General features: G+C 64.7%; 20 protein-coding genes. 7 read left to right on the forward strand and 13 right to left on the reverse strand.

All coding sequences use genetic code 11. The annotated features are described in order from the left end of the window. Nucleotides 1-112 precede the first annotated feature (112 nt). The 5 genes from hpt (at nucleotide 113) to DV709_RS03725 (ending at nucleotide 2,363) form a co-directional block, all read left to right on the forward strand. Nucleotides 113-682, forward strand: a complete 570-nt coding sequence (hpt, locus tag DV709_RS03705) for a hypoxanthine/guanine phosphoribosyltransferase (protein WP_117591865.1) — start codon at nucleotides 113-115, stop codon at nucleotides 680-682. An 87-nt stretch (nucleotides 683-769) separates the two neighbouring features. Continuing rightward, a complete protein-coding gene (locus DV709_RS03710) occupies nucleotides 770-1,234 on the forward strand; it encodes a hypothetical protein (RefSeq protein WP_117591867.1) in 465 nt (154 codons plus the stop codon). Between the two features lie 116 nt (nucleotides 1,235-1,350). Next, nucleotides 1,351-1,599: a hypothetical protein gene (locus tag DV709_RS03715; RefSeq protein WP_137048854.1), complete on the forward strand. Its 249-nt coding sequence runs from the start codon at nucleotides 1,351-1,353 to the stop codon at nucleotides 1,597-1,599. Between the two features lies 1 nt (nucleotide 1,600). Beyond that, on the forward strand, nucleotides 1,601-2,131 hold the full coding sequence (locus tag DV709_RS03720) for a hypothetical protein (RefSeq protein ID WP_117591870.1): 531 nt from the start codon (nucleotides 1,601-1,603) through the stop codon (nucleotides 2,129-2,131). Nucleotides 2,132-2,147: 16 nt separating this feature from the next. Next, complete coding sequence (locus DV709_RS03725) at nucleotides 2,148-2,363, forward strand: hypothetical protein (protein ID WP_137048852.1); 216 nt, start codon at nucleotides 2,148-2,150, stop codon at nucleotides 2,361-2,363. 63 nt (nucleotides 2,364-2,426) lie between these two features. Here DV709_RS03725 and DV709_RS03730 read toward each other — a convergent pair whose 3' ends face one another. From DV709_RS03730 to DV709_RS03770, 9 genes are all read right to left on the reverse strand, one after another. Next, nucleotides 2,427-2,681, reverse strand: coding sequence for a hypothetical protein (locus DV709_RS03730; protein ID WP_117591873.1), 255 nt, complete (start codon nucleotides 2,679-2,681; stop codon nucleotides 2,427-2,429). Between the two features lie 98 nt (nucleotides 2,682-2,779). Beyond that, on the reverse strand, nucleotides 2,780-3,268 hold the full coding sequence (locus DV709_RS03735; RefSeq protein WP_117591875.1) for a hypothetical protein: 489 nt from the start codon (nucleotides 3,266-3,268) through the stop codon (nucleotides 2,780-2,782). Then, a complete protein-coding gene (locus tag DV709_RS03740) occupies nucleotides 3,261-3,680 on the reverse strand; it encodes a hypothetical protein (protein ID WP_117591876.1) in 420 nt (139 codons plus the stop codon). The genes DV709_RS03735 and DV709_RS03740 overlap by 8 nt, the downstream gene beginning before the upstream one ends. Nucleotides 3,681-3,749: 69 nt before the next feature. Then, nucleotides 3,750-5,108 (reverse strand): ABC transporter ATP-binding protein, encoded by a 1,359-nt coding sequence (locus DV709_RS03745; RefSeq protein WP_117591878.1) that lies wholly within the window; start codon nucleotides 5,106-5,108, stop codon nucleotides 3,750-3,752. Continuing rightward, a complete protein-coding gene (locus DV709_RS03750; RefSeq protein ID WP_117591880.1) occupies nucleotides 5,078-6,232 on the reverse strand; it encodes an ABC transporter ATP-binding protein in 1,155 nt (384 codons plus the stop codon). The genes DV709_RS03745 and DV709_RS03750 overlap by 31 nt, the downstream gene beginning before the upstream one ends. 4 nt (nucleotides 6,233-6,236) lie before the next feature. Further along, nucleotides 6,237-7,190: an ABC transporter permease gene (locus DV709_RS03755; protein ID WP_117591881.1), complete on the reverse strand. Its 954-nt coding sequence runs from the start codon at nucleotides 7,188-7,190 to the stop codon at nucleotides 6,237-6,239. Continuing rightward, the gene (locus DV709_RS03760; RefSeq protein ID WP_198665640.1) at nucleotides 7,191-8,180 is read right to left on the reverse strand and encodes an ABC transporter permease; all 990 of its coding nucleotides are present in this window, start codon (nucleotides 8,178-8,180) and stop codon (nucleotides 7,191-7,193) included. 185 nt (nucleotides 8,181-8,365) lie between these two features. After that, on the reverse strand, nucleotides 8,366-10,408 hold the full coding sequence (locus DV709_RS03765; RefSeq protein ID WP_117591882.1) for an ABC transporter substrate-binding protein: 2,043 nt from the start codon (nucleotides 10,406-10,408) through the stop codon (nucleotides 8,366-8,368). Nucleotides 10,409-10,517: 109 nt separating this feature from the next. Further along, nucleotides 10,518-10,790, reverse strand: coding sequence for a hypothetical protein (locus DV709_RS03770; protein WP_117591884.1), 273 nt, complete (start codon nucleotides 10,788-10,790; stop codon nucleotides 10,518-10,520). A 180-nt stretch (nucleotides 10,791-10,970) separates the two neighbouring features. On the opposite strand from DV709_RS03770, the gene DV709_RS03775 reads away from it, so the two are divergent. Continuing rightward, complete coding sequence (locus DV709_RS03775; protein WP_117591886.1) at nucleotides 10,971-11,666, forward strand: type 1 glutamine amidotransferase domain-containing protein; 696 nt, start codon at nucleotides 10,971-10,973, stop codon at nucleotides 11,664-11,666. 30 nt (nucleotides 11,667-11,696) lie between these two features. Here DV709_RS03775 and DV709_RS03780 read toward each other — a convergent pair whose 3' ends face one another. Further along, nucleotides 11,697-11,984, reverse strand: coding sequence for a transcriptional regulator (locus tag DV709_RS03780; protein WP_117591887.1), 288 nt, complete (start codon nucleotides 11,982-11,984; stop codon nucleotides 11,697-11,699). A 90-nt stretch (nucleotides 11,985-12,074) separates the two neighbouring features. On the opposite strand from DV709_RS03780, the gene DV709_RS03785 reads away from it, so the two are divergent. Then, nucleotides 12,075-13,043 carry a sugar phosphate nucleotidyltransferase gene (locus tag DV709_RS03785; RefSeq protein ID WP_117591889.1) on the forward strand — a complete coding sequence of 323 codons (969 nt, stop codon included), beginning with the start codon at nucleotides 12,075-12,077 and terminating at the stop codon, nucleotides 13,041-13,043. 275 nt (nucleotides 13,044-13,318) lie between these two features. On the opposite strand, the gene DV709_RS03790 is transcribed toward DV709_RS03785, so the two are convergent. The 3 genes from DV709_RS03790 to DV709_RS03800 all read right to left on the reverse strand — a co-directional run bounded on the left by DV709_RS03790 (nucleotide 13,319) and on the right by DV709_RS03800 (nucleotide 15,640). Next, entirely contained in the window at nucleotides 13,319-14,035 is a 717-nt protein-coding gene (locus DV709_RS03790) for a diphthine--ammonia ligase (RefSeq protein ID WP_117591891.1), read from the reverse strand. Nucleotides 14,036-14,121: 86 nt separating this feature from the next. Continuing rightward, on the reverse strand, nucleotides 14,122-14,388 hold the full coding sequence (locus tag DV709_RS03795) for a helix-turn-helix transcriptional regulator (protein ID WP_198665641.1): 267 nt from the start codon (nucleotides 14,386-14,388) through the stop codon (nucleotides 14,122-14,124). 301 nt (nucleotides 14,389-14,689) lie between these two features. After that, entirely contained in the window at nucleotides 14,690-15,640 is a 951-nt protein-coding gene (locus DV709_RS03800) for a phosphoadenosine phosphosulfate reductase family protein (protein ID WP_117591892.1), read from the reverse strand. Nucleotides 15,641-15,683: the final 43 nt, after the last annotated feature.

Raw genomic sequence — 15,683 nt, forward strand, 5'->3', positions numbered from 1 at the left:
CGGCGCTGAAACGTCTCTTTTCGACGGCTCGAGCCGAATCCGACCCGTGCCACCGAACCACGAACGACCGCCGAACCACCAGTATTTATCCCGGTCCACAGAAACTGTCGGCATGGACCAGTTGCGGCAGTCGCTGTGCGACGCGCCCATCATCGAGAAAGGCGAGTACGAGTACTTCGTCCACCCCATCAGCGACGGCGTGCCGATGCTCGAACCGAGTCTTCTCCGCGAGATCGTCATCAAGATCATCCGCAAGGCGGAACTGGAGAACGTCGACAAGATCGTGACGCCCGCGGCGATGGGCATCCACATCTCGACGGCCGTCTCGCTGATGACCGACATCCCGCTCGTCGTCATCCGCAAGCGCCAGTACGGCCTCGACGGCGAGGTGCCGCTGTTTCAGGAGACGGGCTACTCAGAGAGCGAGATGTACATCAACGACGTGGAGGAAGGCGACCGGGTGCTCGTCCTCGACGACGTGCTCTCGACCGGCGGCACGATGAAGGCGATTCTCGACGCGCTCACGAACGACGTCCGCGCGAACGTCGTGGACGTCGTCGCCGTCATCAAGAAGGCCGGCCCGAACGAACTCGACGACACCGGCTACGACGTGAAGACGCTCATCAACGTCACCGTCGAGGACGGCGAAGTCGTCATCGTCGACGAACACGGCGACGGATAGGAACCGGCCGCCGAGACGCGGCGTCCGACCGCGGCGACGCGAGCGGTCGAAGACTGCTTTTTTATCCGGTCGGTTGCGAGTGGCGGTATGGCGCACGCGAACCCGCGGAATCTCATCAGTACGGTCCTCCTCGTCACCGGGGCGCTCGTCTTCGGCGAGGCGCTCCATCAGTCGGTCGTCGCCGGCGAAGCGTCGCTGTCCTCACAGCCGATTCTGCTCGCGTTGGCGCTCGGGACGGTTCTCATCGCGCTCGGCTACTGGGTTCGCGTCCCACTGGACGAGTTGACTCGGGAGACGTCGTCGTCGCGGTCGGAGTCCGCAGGAGACGACGCGCTCGGTGACGCGCCCGCCGATTCCGAGTACGACCCGCGACTCAGCCCGCTCGGAAACACGCCCTCGGACGCCCACGACCGGGGGGCCGCCGACGGACGTGGAGCCGACGACGCCGACGAACTCCGACGGGAGACGGAAACGCGGTCGGAGAACGACACGCCGTCGGAGAACGACACGGACTCCGCTCGTCGCACGAACACTGACCGAAACATCGAGTAGGCGAGAAAGCAACGCGGAGTCGCTTCGAGCGTCCGCGGAACGCTCGCCTCCGGCCGTCCGTGTGAACCCATAGCGCGGGATATATATGACATCACTACGATGAACGGATGATTACCATGTCGCTCAAACATCGGGTCCCGCCGAGGCTCCAGCAGCCAGTCGGCTTCGCCTCCCTGGGTCTGACGCTCGTGGGCGCGGTTATCGGGTACGTCCTCACGATACTCGGAATCACCCTCTACTTCGGCCTCAACGGCCTCGGTGACGCCATCACCACCGTCGACTCGTTCATCGTCATCGCAACCGGCCTCGTCTGTCTCGCCGCCGGATACGCCGGCTGGCGCGGCTTCATGACGTTCGCCTACTGAGATGCCGGTCGACATCCGCGATCATCCGGCCGCGCCGGATCTCGACGCGCTCGGTGACCTGACGCTCGAACCGGTGCCCGCCGAGGAGATCCGTCGCCGCCTCGACGACGGCGACGAACTGCTGGAGGACGAACTCCGCGAACGCGACGACGTCGACGCGTACGTCGAGTTGAACCGCCGGTCGCAGGGCGGCGAGTACGGCGACATCGGCACCGCGCTCTACCGCCTCGTCCAACTGTTCGGCACGCCGCAGTTGCCCGGTTACGAGGCGGGAGGCGACCTCCGCGAGCGAACCGACGAGACGTTCAACTACCTCTTTCGCGTCGGCACCGACGCCGAGGAGCTCCCCGACGAGTGGCTCGTCACCGTCCACGACTGGCACGTCGACCTGGGCGTCTCTCTCGCCGGCTGGGAGTCCGACGGCGTCGACCCCGCCGAGATGGAGACGGCGGTCGGACTCGTCTCGCTCGCGCTCGTGACGAACGTCGTCACCGAACCCGTTCAGTGCGAGTACGAAGACATCTGGTACTGAGGCCGAACGAATGCGCGTGAGCCTTGAGAAACTGGAGGAGCGCGCGTACCGGTGGTACAGAAACGGCGTCAACCGAATCCTCCTCATCTTCGGCGTCGCCATCGCGCTCGCGGTCGTCAGTCTCGCGAGTTTCTTTCTCACCGACGACGGCGTCTCCCGCTTCGAGATCTCGCTCGCGCTCGTCTCGACGGGACTGATAATCTACGGCAGCATCGAGAGCGGCCTCGCGTGAGCGCAGCGTCCGTTATTCGCACCGCTCACCTGTCGAACTCGTTCGGCCCGACCCGTCCGCCGCTTACCGCTTGAAATGCATCGCCGCGAACGCGACGGTGATGGCGAAGACGAGCAGACCGCCGAAGACGGGGACGATAGCGCCCTCGCCGTAGTAGCCCGCGTAGAACCCGCCGTACGCGAGCGCGACGAACGTCGGAACCGACAGCAGAAAGAACAACGAGGAGAGGTAGCTCGCCAGCGTGGGGTCCTCGTTGTGGCCGGCGTACGTCCCGCGCTCGCGCGTCGAGCGCTCGCGCGTCGGAATGTCCTTCGACATGGCCGTCCGTTCCGGCCGTGTACTGATAGGTTCGTCGCTCCGCCCGACCGCCGGACCGCCCGACCGCCCAGCCGCCCGACCGCCGGGCCGTCCGACCGCTACGGCCGGAACGTACCGTCGACGACGACGGCGCTCAGATAGCCAACGAACAGCTGTGGAACCAGACTGGCGAACACGAGTCGGGCGACCTCCTCGCGGAGAATCGACTGAATCAGCAGGTCGCGCGCGACGGGGTCGTACGACAGCAGCCACAGGGGTGCGAGCGCCGCGACGACGTACAGCGCCGTCGAGAAGACGAACGCGACGAGAAACGCCCTGACGCTCTCGCCGAGATCCCGACTGAGGACGTGGACGTACGCACCGCCGAGCAGGCCGGCGACAAACGGAACCCACGCCGGAACCGCCGCGACCATCTGCGCGCGGTTGAACCCGTACGCCGCCAGCGCGACGAGGAGACCGGCAGCGACGCCGACACCGACGAACCGCAGTTGTTCGGCGGAGGCGGAGAGGCCCGCGCCGAGTCGAGCGGGGGCGTCACCGCCTCGCGCGTTCGACTCCGAAAGGGCGCCGGAGTTGCCGTTACCCATCGTTCGTCACCCCGAGGGTGACGCGTACGTTCTCGATGTAGCCGACGAGTTCGCCGCCCACGCGGATGCGGTCCTCCTCGATGGCCGTTCGCGCCGCCTCGGCCTTACCGTCGACGAGTTCGACGGCGACGGTGAACGTCGTCGCCTCTCGCGGCGCGAGAACGGTGTCTGAGAGCGACTGCGTGCCGTACTGGGTGAGCTCTTCGCCGTCGCTGCGCCCGACGACCTGCGCGCTCGACAGCGTCAGCGACTTGCTGGTCGGGTTCTCCGCGCGAACAGTAACTTCGAGCAGTTCGCCGTCGTCGTCGACGCCGATTCCCGTCACCGAGGCCTCGATGGTGTCGCTTCGTGCGACGGCAAGCTGCGTCTGAAACGTCGCACCGAACAGTACCGCGGTCAGCGCGAGTACCACCACGAACGAGACGACCGCCGGCGAACGCAGGCGTGGGCGGAGGCGTGAACGGAGGGCAGGCGCCACGGATTACTCCGCGTGCGGGGTCGCGGGGGTCCGTTCGGCGTCGTCGCCCTCGTAGAGGTGACAGGCGACCCGCCGTCGGTCGAGCGGCCGGGGTCTCGGCACCTCGTTCGCACAGACCGTCGTGAGCGCGTCCAACTCCGCGACGGCACCGTCTCTGTCGCCGTCGAGGTAGCTACGCGTCGCCGACCGCAGCGACGACTCGGTCTCCGGCGGGAGGTCGAGTTCGTCGACGTCGACGCCGACACCCGCCCCGCGTAGCTCGGAGCTGTGACGGTACTCCTCCGGCACGTCGAGCGCGAGTCCCGCGCTGAGCATCCGTTCGGCGGCGTCGTCGCCGTCGAACTCCTTGCGCTCGAACGCCGCCTCCCGGAGGCGTATCTTGTACTGGTACGCGCGGCGGAAGGCGTCCTGACTCCCCTGCCAGTCGTCCGGCGGGATGATGTGAGCGCACCGCGGATGGTACCGGCACCCGGCCGGCGGGTCGCGCGGGCTCGGCACCTCGCCCGTCGCGTTGGCGCGTCGGCGCTCCTCGGCGATCTCCACGTCGGGGACGGCGTCGAACAGCGCCTCCGTGTACGGGTGTTTCGGGTCCTCGATGAGGTCGTCGGTCGGCCCCTGTTCGATGACGTTGCCGAGGTACATGATTGCCGTCCGGTCGCACATGTAGCGGATGAGCGAGAGGTCGTGGCTGATGAAGACGTACGTCAGATCGTACTTGTCCTGCAGCTCCTTCATCAGGTTCAACACGCCGGCGCGGATGGAGACGTCGAGCATCGACACCGGCTCGTCGGCGACGACGAAGTCGGGGTCGACGACGAGCGCGCGAGCGATGGCGACGCGCTGGCGCTCGCCGCCCGAAAGTTCGTCCGGGAAGGCGTCGAGGTACACTTCGGCGGGGCCGAGACCCACGTCGTTGAGCACCGTCTTGACGCGTTCGCGTCGCTCGTCGTAGGAGTCGGTCATCCCGTTTATCTGCAGCGGCTCCGCGATGGCGTCGAACACCGTCATCCGGGGGTTGAGACTCTCGAAGGGGTCCTGGAAGATCATCTGGACGCGCTGGCGGAACTCGCGCTCCTCCTCGCGGCTCAGATTCGAGATGTCCTTGCCGTCGAAGCGAATCTCGCCGTCGGTCGGTTCGTACAGTTTGACGAGCAGTTTCCCGAGCGTCGTCTTCCCGCACCCCGATTCGCCGGCGATGCCGACGATGTCGCCCCTCTCGATGGAGAGGTCGACGCCCTCGACGGCGCGAACCGGTTGCGCTTCGCGCCCGAGGACGGTGTCCACGATGCCCCGGGTCATGTCGAACCACTTGTGGACGTTCTCGATTTCGACTAGTGACTCTGCGTTGCGGTTTCCTTCCATGTTTCCTCCTTCATCGCCTTCGTTCGTATCTCGTCCAGTTCGTCACTGCGGTAACACGCCGAGCCGTGACGCCGGTCGTCCATCGCCTCCTGCAGTCGCCCGCTCTCCTCGACGGCGGCGATATCGTACATCGGCGGGTGGCTCCGCTCGCAGTCCTCGACGGCGAACGGACAGCGTTTACGGAACCGGCAGCCGGGTTCGGGGTCGCGCAGGTGCGGCGGCGACCCCGGAATGGAGACGAGCTGCTGCTGTTTCTGCGTGATGGTCGGGAACGAGTTCTTCAGTCCGAGCGTGTAGGGGTTCGCCGTCTCTCGGAAGATGTCGTCGCGCGTGCCGCGCTCCATGATTTTGCCGCCGTACATGACGGCCATCCGGTCGCAGATCTCGGCCATGACGCTGATGTCGTGGCTGATGACGAGGATGGAGACGCCGAACTCCTCCTGAATCTTCTCCAGTTCCTCCAGGATGCGGTCCTGGATGATGACGTCGAGCGCCGTCGTCGGTTCGTCGGCGATGAGAAGCGACGGGTTGCACGCCATCGCCATGGCGATGACGGCGCGCTGCTTCATCCCGCCGGAGAACTCGTGTGCGTAGTCGTCGGCGCGTTCGGGGTCGATGCCGACGCGCTCGAGCAGGTCGCGGGCGCGGTCGTCGGCTTCGGCCTTCGTCGTCCGCGGTTCGTGTCGGAGGATGGCCTCGACGATCTGGTCGCCCACCTTGTAGACGGGGTTGAGCGCGTTCATCGCGCTCTGGGGGATGAGCGCCACCTCGCGCCAACGGATGTCCCGAATCTGGGAGTCCGTCAGCTGCGCGAGGTCGGTCATCCCGTCGGCGCGGACCGGGTAGCGGTCGTCGTCGATTATCTCCGGTCGCGGGTTGCCGTCGCCGTCTTCCCACTGCGGGAGCGTTCCGTCGAACCACATCTCGCCGCTTTCGATGTAGCCGTTCGAGTCCAGGAGGTGGAGGATGCTCTTCGCGAGCGTCGTCTTGCCACAGCCGGACTCGCCGACGAGGCCGTACGTCTCGCCCGAGTCGACGGTGAAGCTCGCGCCGTCGACGGCGTGGACGTCCGCGTCTTCGACTGCGTATCGTATCGAGAGGTCGTTTACTTCCAGTAGCGTCATATGATTATCTCTGAGGGTTGGTCACGTCCTCCATCGAGAACCCGATGAAGTAGAACGCCGCCGCGATGAGCATGATCGCCAGTCCGGGCGGGAGCAGCCACCACCACGCGGTGAAGATGTAGCCTTCCGACTGGATGCTCTCCAGCATGATGCCCCACGACAGCGTCGCGAAGTCGGCCAGGCCGAGGTACGCCAGCGCCGCCTGCGTCAGGATGGCGGCGGCGGCGTCCTGTGCGAGGTAGACGAACGACAGCGGCAGCACGTGCGGCATGATGTGTCGGAAGACGATGCGGAGGTCGCTCGCGCCGGCGACTCTCGCCGACTCGACGTACGCCCGGGTCCGAAGCGAGAGCGTCTCGCCGCGGATGACGATGCAGTTGTTGAGCCACGAGGTGACGGCGATACCGATGATGATGTTGGTCGTCGTCTGCCCGCGAATCGCCACGAGGACGATGAGCAGCGGCAGGAACGGCAGGCCGTACATCACGTCGACGAAGCGCTGGATGGTCTCGTCTATCCAGGTGTCGCCGTAGAAGCCGCTGATGAGCCCGAGCGGCACGCCGACGAGACTCGACAGGAGGCCCGCGGCGAGGCCGATGTACATCGCCGTCGACGCCGAGTACACCATCATCGTCGCGATGCCGCGGCCGTAGGAGTCGGTTCCCAGCGGCGCGAAGAAGGGGTCACCGAACGCGGGCGGGTGCGGCAGCGTCCGCACCTGCTCGCCGGTCAGCCGGGCGTTCTCGTAACCGATGTAGGCGATCCACTCGGGCGTGTGCGGCGCGAACCAGCTCGGAACGACGGCCCACAGCGAGAATATCGTCAGGATGACGAGGCCAACGACGCCCATCCGGTGTTCGGTGAAGCGGTCCCACCCGCGGCGGGCGCGTTCGATACGCGGTTCCCACGCTCGCTTGTACGATTCGAGTCCGGTCGTTGATTCTCCTTCGGTAGCCATCTAGTTCTCCTCCCCGAACTTGATGCGCGGGTCGAGGTACGTGTACGCGATGTCGGTGACGAGTCGCATCACGACGACGAGCACGGCGAGCATGAAGAACGCCGCCTGCGTCACCGGGTAGTCGTTGTTCAGCACCGCCTCGACGAGGATCTGTCCCATCCCCGGCCAGGTGAAGACGGCCTCGGTGATGACCGCGCCGTCGATGAGGAACGCCAGTCCGACGATTGCGCCGGTCGCGACCGGGATGAGCGCGTTCCGCGCCGCGTGTTTGATCATCACTGTGCGTTCGTCGAGTCCCTTCGCACGCGCCAGGAAGACGTAGCCCTCGTCGACGACGTTGTTCATCGACGGGCGCATGATGAGCATCGCGCCGACCCAGCCGATACACGAGAGGCTGACGAGCGGCAGCGTGATGTGGACGAGCACGTCGGCCATCACGGTGAACGCGTTCCACTCGAACTCGGGGAACTGCGTCATCATGTAGGCGCTCGGGAGCCAGCCCATCTCGTAGTCGAAGAACCAGATGAACAGCCACGCGAGCCAGAACGCGGGCATCGAGTACACCATCAGCGACGTCCCGAAGATGGTCTTGTCCTTCTGGGTGCCGCGCCACCAGCCGAGATACATCCCGACCAGCGGCCCGACGATGTAGGCGACGATGTACGCCGCGCCGAAGAGGATGAGCGTCCGCGGCATCCGGCGGAGGATGAGGTCCCAGACGGGGACGTTCCACGTCGGCGACCGGCCGAAGTTACCGGTCTGGTAGTTTATCATGAAGTTGAGGTACTGTTTCCACAGCGGTTCGTTGAGCCCCCAGACCTCTCGGATGCGCTCGACCTGCGCTCTGGTCATCTCCGGGGAGATCATGCTGTCGATGAACGTCCCGGGTGCGCTCCGGATGAGCACGAACAGCAGGGTCATGATGAGCAGGAGGGTCAGATAGGAGACCACGAGCCGCTTTGCGAGATACTTTCCACTGATTCTGGTCATGGTTTCGAGGTCACGGTTTTCTTAGCACGCGTACTGTTTGCGTTTCTGTGGCATGATTGGGAAGCGTCGTTATGAATGTGTTGGATTACTACGTTTTCTCGGAAAGAAAAGGTTCGAGCGGGCGCTACTCCGGCCGATAACGGGAAAGAAAGAAACGACGAACGGCGGCGACAGTCGCCGTCGGCTCAGTTGTCCTTCTGGTGGACCTGCATGATGTTCGTCCCGAGGTAACTGTCGCCCGGGCCCGGGATGTTACCGACGAAGCCGTCCCACTCGCCGGAGTTGACCGGCCACTGAACCTGCGAGTACGAGGTGATCATCGTCGGGAAGTCGAGGTAGATCTGCTCGACGGCCTGCTTTGCCAGGTCGTTGCGTTTCTCGGTGTCCATCTCGGTGCGGCACTGCGAGATGAGGTCGTCGGCCGTCGCGTCCTCGAACAGGCCGTAGCCCATCGGGTTGTTGAGCAGCGTGTCCGTGTTGGTCTCGCCGTCTTCGTTCTCCTCGCTGTGGTCGTCGGCGTTGTCGCTGTGGAAAAGGCCGTACAGCGAACTCGCGCCGAACGGCGAGAGACTGCTCCACGACATCGGGAAGATGTCGAAGTCCTCCTCGGCGTAGACGGCGTTCAGCATCGTGTTGAACGTCATCACTTTTCGCTCGATGGGGATACCGATAGAGCGGAGGTTCGAGACGTAGCGTTCGACCATCTGGGCGGTCTTCGGCGAGTCCTTCGCCGGGTAGATGAGCATCTGCAGCGGACCGTCGTTCATGCTGGTGATGGTCTCGCCGTTGACGCGAATCTCCTGTTCGGCGTCGGCGTCCTGCAGGACGCTGGATTCGACCTCGCCGAAGCTGTAGTCGTGTTTCGCCTCGCTCTGGCCGGCGCTCACGTCGGTGAGGCTGCCCGGGTAGTCGAGGCCGACGTAGGTGCCGCCCTCGCCGGTGACGACCTGTCCGTCGGTGAGGAACTGGCGGATGCCCTCGACGTCGACCTCGGAACTGGTCGGGTCGACGCCGCGGAAGGTGAACGCCTGCGAAGCCGCGCCGGTCAGGAGCTCGCCGTCGCCGCCCGCGTCCGGACGCACCGCGGAGTAACCCGGCGGCATGACGAAGTCGCCCTCCTGAACGTAGCCGCGCTGGAGCTGCTGGGTCCAGTAGATGTCGTCGAAGGCGAAGCCGAGCACCTGACGGAACGCGAGGTCGTCGAGCGGCGTCCGGCGGAGGTTGAACGAGTAGTGGCCGTACCCGGTGTCGTACCCCTGAACGATGCTCTGGCCGTCGGTCTCCTCGACCTGCTCGACCTTCGAGGTCTCGATGCTGCTGTAGACGGTGTCGATTTCGCCGTTGAGGAACGCCTGCGTGAGCGCCGACTGGCTGCCGTAGATCTTGAAGCGAACCGAGTCGATGAACGGGCCGCCCGCCAACAGGTTGTCGTGGTCCTGGAGCCACTGGAGGTTCTGCAGGGGAGCCTCGTCGCGGAACGTGACTTCGATGGCGGTGTCGGGGCTGTACGTCGTAATCTCGCCCGGACCCGCGCCGATGGGGCCGCCGTTCTCCTGCGGCTGGTAGGCCTGGTAGTCGTCGACCTCTTCCCAGACGTGTTTCGGCAGCAGCGGAACCTGCAGCTGCGTCGAGTCGTAGGTGCCGATGGGCTGGGCGAGCTTCATGTGGACGTCCCAGTCGTTGTCGGCCTCCTCGACCGCCTGGATGGGCTCGACCGTCGAGACGTAGCGCCCCGGCTTCTTCTCCATCAGGTAGTTGTACGTGAAAATGACGTCCTCGACGGTCAGGTCCTCGCCGTCGCTGAAGGTGAGGCCGTCGCGGACGTTGAAGTACACGTCGGGTTCGGCGTCGTCGCCGCTGGCGTTCTCGACGGTCCACTCCGTGTACGCGCTCGGGTTGACGTTGAAGTTGACCGGGTCGATAGTCGTCCCCCAGCAGTAGACGAAGTCGAGGATGCTCCAGGAGTACGCCGAGGAGGTCGAGAGCGGGTTGATCCCTTTCGGCTGCTGGTCCATCCCGACCGTGAACGTTCCACCGCGAGTGATCTCGTCGGGGTTCGTCGTGTTCTTTTCGGGGGTGTCGTCGGTCTCGGAGGAGTTCCCGTCAGTACCCTGGTCGTCTCCGCCGTTGCCACCGTCACTGCAACCGGCGAGAGTGAGGGCCACAGCGCCCGCACCGGAGGCTTTGAGGAACCGCCGACGGCTACCGTTCATCGAATCGTCAGACATGCAGCACCACGTTGACGTATCCCATACTTATATTTGATGGTATTCTCACCAGAGTTCAGTGTGTAGTTAGCTCACATGTAACGAGTGTTCGGGGTCGAAAAACCCGAATTCAGCGGTCTCGGAGCGTCGAGCGACCTTCGATGAAAAAGTACATACTCATTACTACCGCCGACCCCGACATCGCCAGGTAGATATCTCCGGGTACCTGCGTGGGACCGGTCCGCGACAGTGCCATACCCATGAGGCCCCAGAACGCCGCCAGCGCGAACCCGCCGCCGAGCAGGAAGAACGCTTCGACCTCCCGTCCGCGTCGGTAGGAGACCATCCCGACGAGAAACGCCACGCTGACGAGAATCGCCAGCACGCCACGAGTATCGAGCATACCGAGTCGGTACGACCTCACCTACATAAGACCTCCGTGCTCGCGCGTGTACTCCGGCAGTTCCCCGGACTGACCGCGTCCGGGCGCTCGCCGTTTCGTCTCGGACCGTTCGGTTTCGGTAGTCGACGATTCCTCGCTCGCCCCATCGCTTTTGCAGCTCAGGAACGTACCCTTCGAACGATGGTATCCGCACTGTTTATCGTCAGCGAGGAGGGGTACTGGGCCGAGGAGTGCATCGAACCGCTAACCACGCTCTCGGACGCGGGCGTCGACGTCACCGTCGCCACCCCGAGCGGGTCGCCGCCGGTGGTCGACGAGCGCTCGCTCGACCCCGAGACGGTCGGCGAGGAGGAGTCCGAACGGCTCCGAGAGGTTCACGAGTCCGACGACAGACTCAACGACCCCGAACCGATCGCGACGGTGTCGGCGTCCGACTACGACGCCGTCGTCTTCCCCGGCGGGCACGGTACCGTCTGGGACATCAACCAGGACAGACACGCGAGAACGATTCTCCGCGACGCCGTCGACGGCGACGAGGGGAAGGCGCTCGTCGTCTGTCACGCCGTCGGTCTCCTCGGCTTCACGCACACCGAGGAGGGGAAGTACGTCGTCAACGAGCGCGACGTGACCGGCTTCCCCAACGAGTGGGAAGAAGACATCGTCGACGAGAACGACGTGATGCCCGACGGCCGGAAACTGCCGTACTGGGTCGAAGACGAGGTCAAGGGCGCCGGTGCGAACTGGGACGCCGAACTCGACGCCGACACCAGCGTCACCGTCGACGGCGACCTCGTTACCGCCCGGGGACCGGAGTCCTCGCACGCGGCGGCGACGACGCTGCTCGACGAGTTGGGTGTGGAAGCGAAGAGCGCGTAGGCGGCCCGTTCGGCGTCCGAACCGCGACGCTCACTCGATTTTGAACACCGCCTCCTCGATGCTCTCGCTCCGGCAGTCGGGACACCGCGAGGGGTAGTTCACGGGGTCGTCGAAGTTCGAGAACCCGCAGTTTCGGCACTCCGGCGGCGCGACGAGAAACCGTTCGTCGGTGTCGTCGAGCGACTGGGCGACGTGTCGGAGGTGGTCGTAGACGACCGACCGAGGCGCGTCCACCCGCGTCGAGAGACCGCTCGCGGTCAGCGGTTCGTCTCTCAGCGCGTCGGCGATTCGCTGGCGGGTGGTCTCGGTTTCGTTCATAGCTTCGAGTACGGCCGAACGGCCAAATTCCTTTTGTAGGCCGTCGATTCGAGCAAAACAGTCATCACGGCTGGCATTGATTACCTGTCTATGAAAGCAGTCGTCCTTGCTGGAGGCTACGCCACGCGACTTTGGCCGATTACGAAGCACCGCCCGAAAATGTTCCTCCCGGTGGGGGAGTCGACGGTCATCGATACGATATTTGCCGACCTCGAAGCCGACGACCGAATCTCGGAGGTGTTCGTGAGTACGAACGAGTACTTCGCCGACGAGTTCGAAGCGCACCTCGCCGAGTCGGAGTTCGAGAAACCGACGCTCTCGGTCGAGGAGACCAGAGCCGAGGACGAGAAGTTCGGCGTCGTCGGCGCGCTCGCGGAGTTGGTCGAACGCGAAGGCGTCGAGGAGGACCTGGTCGTCGTCGCCGGCGACAACCTCATCAGTTTCGACGCCGCGGAGTTCGTCGACTTCTTCGAGGAGAAGGGGTCGCCGATTCTGGCCGCCTACGACGTCGGCTCCCGCGAGCGCGCGAAGTCGTACGGTCTCGTCCAACTCGACGGCGACCAGGTCGTCGAGTTCCAGGAGAAGCCCGACGACCCCAAGAGCACGCTCGTCTCCATCGCCTGCTACGCGTTCCCCGCCGAGACGCTGCCGAAACTCGACGAGTATCTCGAATCGGACAACAACCCCGACGAACCCGGCTGGTTCCTCCAGTGGCTCCAGTCTCGCGAACCGGTGTACGCGTTCAGTTTCGACGAGGCCTGGTACGACATCGGGACGCCCGAGAGCTACCTCGAAGCCGTCGCGTGGAAACTCGGAGGCGACAACTTCGTCCACGACGACGCGACGGTCGAGAACTCCGAACTCGGCGAGAACGTCCAGGTACTGCCCGGAGCCGAGGTCCGCGATTCGACGCTCGAACGCGCTGTCGTCTTCGACGGCGCGACGGTCCACGACTCGACGCTCCGCGATACGATCACCGACATAGAGACGCACATCGAGGGGCTGCAGTTGACCGAGACGCTCGTCGGCGAGCACTCGAAACTGGTCGGCGAGGAGTGACGAAACCGCCCGCGTAGTCTGCTTTTTGTATCTCTGCCCGCTCTGATTCCTCCGCAGTCGTCTCCTCACTGCTCCCCGAGTCGAGCGTCGGTCACCCGAATCCGTCCTCGCGTCCCGTCCCACTCCGTCTCGTACTCGCACCTTTTGCGCTGCGGACCGCCTCCGGCGGCCCTCGGCAAAAGCTGCACCAAAAGCACTCGTCGTTCACTCCGCTTCGCTCCGTTCGCTCCTCGGCCCGCTCGCTCCTTCGGTCGCTCGCGGAACGAACTCGCTGCTTACCGCTCCCCGAGTCGAGCGTCGGTCACCCGAATCCGTCCACGTGTCCCCTCCCACTCCGTCTCGTACTCTAACTCGATGGGTTTCGACATGTGCGGTCCGTCGGTCACCAGCGTCTCGAACTCGCCGCCCTCGCCGAGGATGTGCACGCCGTACTCCTCGTTGAGCTCCGCTAACTCCGCGATGGCGTCGGCGTCGAGCGTTCGCCCCAGCCACGACTCGTCGAGGCCGTGGGCGGCGACCTGAACGATGCGAATCTCGAATCCGGCGTCGAGCATCGCGTCGGCGAGTTCGCGGGGGTTCTCCTGCCACAAGGGTGCAAAGAGGTCGATGCCGAGTCGGTCGCACATCTGCTGAATCCGGTTCGTCTGGAACTCGCTCTCCACTGCGCCTGCGGTGACACCCGCCAAATCGAGTTCTCCCTGCAGTTCTCGGAGCGCCGCCTCCATCGGTTCGAGTTCGGCGTCGCCCTGTTCGCCGGAGTCAGTCGCTAATTCGGCCTCGAAGGAGCCGGGTTCGACTTCGACGAGTTCGACGCCAACGCTCTCGGCGGCGAGCCGCGCCAGTCGCGTCTCGGGGACGTGGTACATGTACGAGTCGCCCTCGGGGTGGACGGTGAGCAGTCGACTCACGTTCAGCCCGTCTTCGAGCGCCAAGTAGAGCGCCCACGAGGAGTCTTTACCGCCCGAGAAGAGGCTCACCCAGTCGTCGGTCATTGGACGGAGTAGTGACGAACGGGGTTTACACGCTACGATTCGGCGCTCTCGTCGCCCGTCGTCGGGGTTCGCGCGCCTCGTCCGCGTTAGTACTCGTCGAGTTCGGTTTCGAGCGACTGCCACCAGAGGTGGCCCCGCTCTTGTACCTCCATGTGTTCGAGCACGCCCGCGTCGGTCAGCGATTCGAGTCGCTGATACATCGCCTCAGGAGGTACGCCGAATCGCTCGGCGAGATACCCCGTGTTGACGACCGGTTGCGGCGCGCGGCGAATCACCTCGACGATGTCGCTGGTCGGAATTTCGGCCTCGGAGACGCAGTCCGGCATCTTGCGGCGGTCGTCTTCCGCGTCCATACGGTCGGTACTCTCTGGAGCGACTAAGCACTCTGGCGAGAAGCCGATGAATGTACGCGTAAACGACGGATTGGCGGTCGTCCGTCCACGAGAGGTGCGAACCGCGTCGGAGGGGAGACCGCTTCCGGATTCCGGGGTTCGACTCGTGGCGGGAGTTCGATTCGAGACGGGAGTTCGATTCGAGACGGGAGTTCGATTCGTAACGAAATTCGGTGTCGTGACGGGAGTTCGATTCGTAACGAAATTCGGTGTCGTGACGGGAGTTCGGTATCGTGGTCCGCGGTTTACTGGCTCTCGGGTTTCACATGTAGCCGAGGTCGCGCAATCGGCCCATGATGTTCTCTTTGTCCTGTGCGCGGCCCTCTCGTTCGGTCGTTCCGTCCAAATCCTGCATCCACGCCGGGCGTTCGTCGGACTTCGCCGACCCCGACTCGGTGCCGAGCGAGCGGAAGCCCTCGAAGTACTTCGGCGAGACGGGGAGGTCCTCGGCAGTTAGACCCGCGGGCAGGTCCTCGCGCGACCCCGGGACGTGTCCTGCCGGGTAGCCCTCGACGGTGTCGGGGACGACGAACTGCCAGAACGCCTCCCAGACGTCGGCCTCGTCGAACTGGAGGATGGTGTGGATGCGGTCGTGCGGCGGGTACTTCTCGGAGTCGTGGCGCGGGCTGAAGAACGTCTCGCCGGCGCGGGACTCCTGTTCGTCCCAGCGGACGCCCGAGAAGATGCCGTCGAATCCGTACTCGGTGAGCGTCTCGTTCAGCGCGACGGTCTTCAGGAGGTGGTTGCCGACGAACGTGTCGGCGTCGAGGACGAGCGTCTCATCCTCGTACTCCAAACGGGCGAGTTCCCGCTGTGTCGCCTCGCTGAGTTCACTCACGACGAACTCGTCGCCGGGTTCTGCACCGAGGCGGGCGAACTCCTCGTTGCGCGCGACGACGAGTTCGAGGTCCCACTCGTCGACCCAGCGGTCGACGAACGCGGTCACTTCGGGGAAGTGCTCGAAGTGGTCGATGAAGACCACCGGCGGCACGTCGTACCCGTTCTCGCGGGCAACCTCCATCACGACGTAGAGAACGAGCGTCGAGTCCTTTCCACCGGTCCACATCACCGCCGGATTGCGGTACTCGTCGAGCGCCTGCTCGGTGAGTTCGGCGGCCTTCTCGACCTTGTCGCCGAGGGAGGGGTAGTCGGCGGCGGTCTGGGAGCTCCCGGCTTCGTAGTCTACGTCGAGATACTCGGGGAAGTTAGCCATACACTCCCTGTCGTTATACGGAATAATGGTTGTTTCCGCTGTC

It is taken from the genome of Haloprofundus halophilus (genome assembly GCF_003439925.1).
Classification (GTDB): domain Archaea; phylum Halobacteriota; class Halobacteria; order Halobacteriales; family Haloferacaceae; genus Haloprofundus; species Haloprofundus halophilus.

Excerpts from the sequence above, each read along its gene's own strand:
- DV709_RS03790 (WP_117591891.1), bottom strand. The coding sequence starts at position 14,035 with ATGACCGACGACTGGGTGAGCCTCTTCTCGGGCGGTAAAGACTCCTCG.
- hpt (WP_117591865.1), top strand. The coding sequence starts at position 113 with ATGGACCAGTTGCGGCAGTCGCTGTGCGACGCGCCCATCATCGAGAAA.
- DV709_RS03755 (WP_117591881.1), bottom strand. The coding sequence starts at position 7,190 with ATGGCTACCGAAGGAGAATCAACGACCGGACTCGAATCGTACAAGCGA.
- DV709_RS03720 (WP_117591870.1), top strand. The coding sequence starts at position 1,601 with ATGCCGGTCGACATCCGCGATCATCCGGCCGCGCCGGATCTCGACGCG.
- DV709_RS03795 (WP_198665641.1), bottom strand. The coding sequence starts at position 14,388 with ATGGACGCGGAAGACGACCGCCGCAAGATGCCGGACTGCGTCTCCGAG.
- DV709_RS03765 (WP_117591882.1), bottom strand. The coding sequence starts at position 10,408 with ATGTCTGACGATTCGATGAACGGTAGCCGTCGGCGGTTCCTCAAAGCC.
- DV709_RS03715 (WP_137048854.1), top strand. The coding sequence starts at position 1,351 with ATGTCGCTCAAACATCGGGTCCCGCCGAGGCTCCAGCAGCCAGTCGGC.
- DV709_RS03750 (WP_117591880.1), bottom strand. The coding sequence starts at position 6,232 with ATGACGCTACTGGAAGTAAACGACCTCTCGATACGATACGCAGTCGAA.
- DV709_RS03760 (WP_198665640.1), bottom strand. The coding sequence starts at position 8,180 with ATGACCAGAATCAGTGGAAAGTATCTCGCAAAGCGGCTCGTGGTCTCC.
- DV709_RS03785 (WP_117591889.1), top strand. The coding sequence starts at position 12,075 with ATGAAAGCAGTCGTCCTTGCTGGAGGCTACGCCACGCGACTTTGGCCG.
- DV709_RS03730 (WP_117591873.1), bottom strand. The coding sequence starts at position 2,681 with ATGTCGAAGGACATTCCGACGCGCGAGCGCTCGACGCGCGAGCGCGGG.
- DV709_RS03745 (WP_117591878.1), bottom strand. The coding sequence starts at position 5,108 with ATGGAAGGAAACCGCAACGCAGAGTCACTAGTCGAAATCGAGAACGTC.
- DV709_RS03800 (WP_117591892.1), bottom strand. The coding sequence starts at position 15,640 with ATGGCTAACTTCCCCGAGTATCTCGACGTAGACTACGAAGCCGGGAGC.
- DV709_RS03775 (WP_117591886.1), top strand. The coding sequence starts at position 10,971 with ATGGTATCCGCACTGTTTATCGTCAGCGAGGAGGGGTACTGGGCCGAG.
- DV709_RS03770 (WP_117591884.1), bottom strand. The coding sequence starts at position 10,790 with ATGCTCGATACTCGTGGCGTGCTGGCGATTCTCGTCAGCGTGGCGTTT.
- DV709_RS03710 (WP_117591867.1), top strand. The coding sequence starts at position 770 with ATGGCGCACGCGAACCCGCGGAATCTCATCAGTACGGTCCTCCTCGTC.
- DV709_RS03735 (WP_117591875.1), bottom strand. The coding sequence starts at position 3,268 with ATGGGTAACGGCAACTCCGGCGCCCTTTCGGAGTCGAACGCGCGAGGC.
- DV709_RS03780 (WP_117591887.1), bottom strand. The coding sequence starts at position 11,984 with ATGAACGAAACCGAGACCACCCGCCAGCGAATCGCCGACGCGCTGAGA.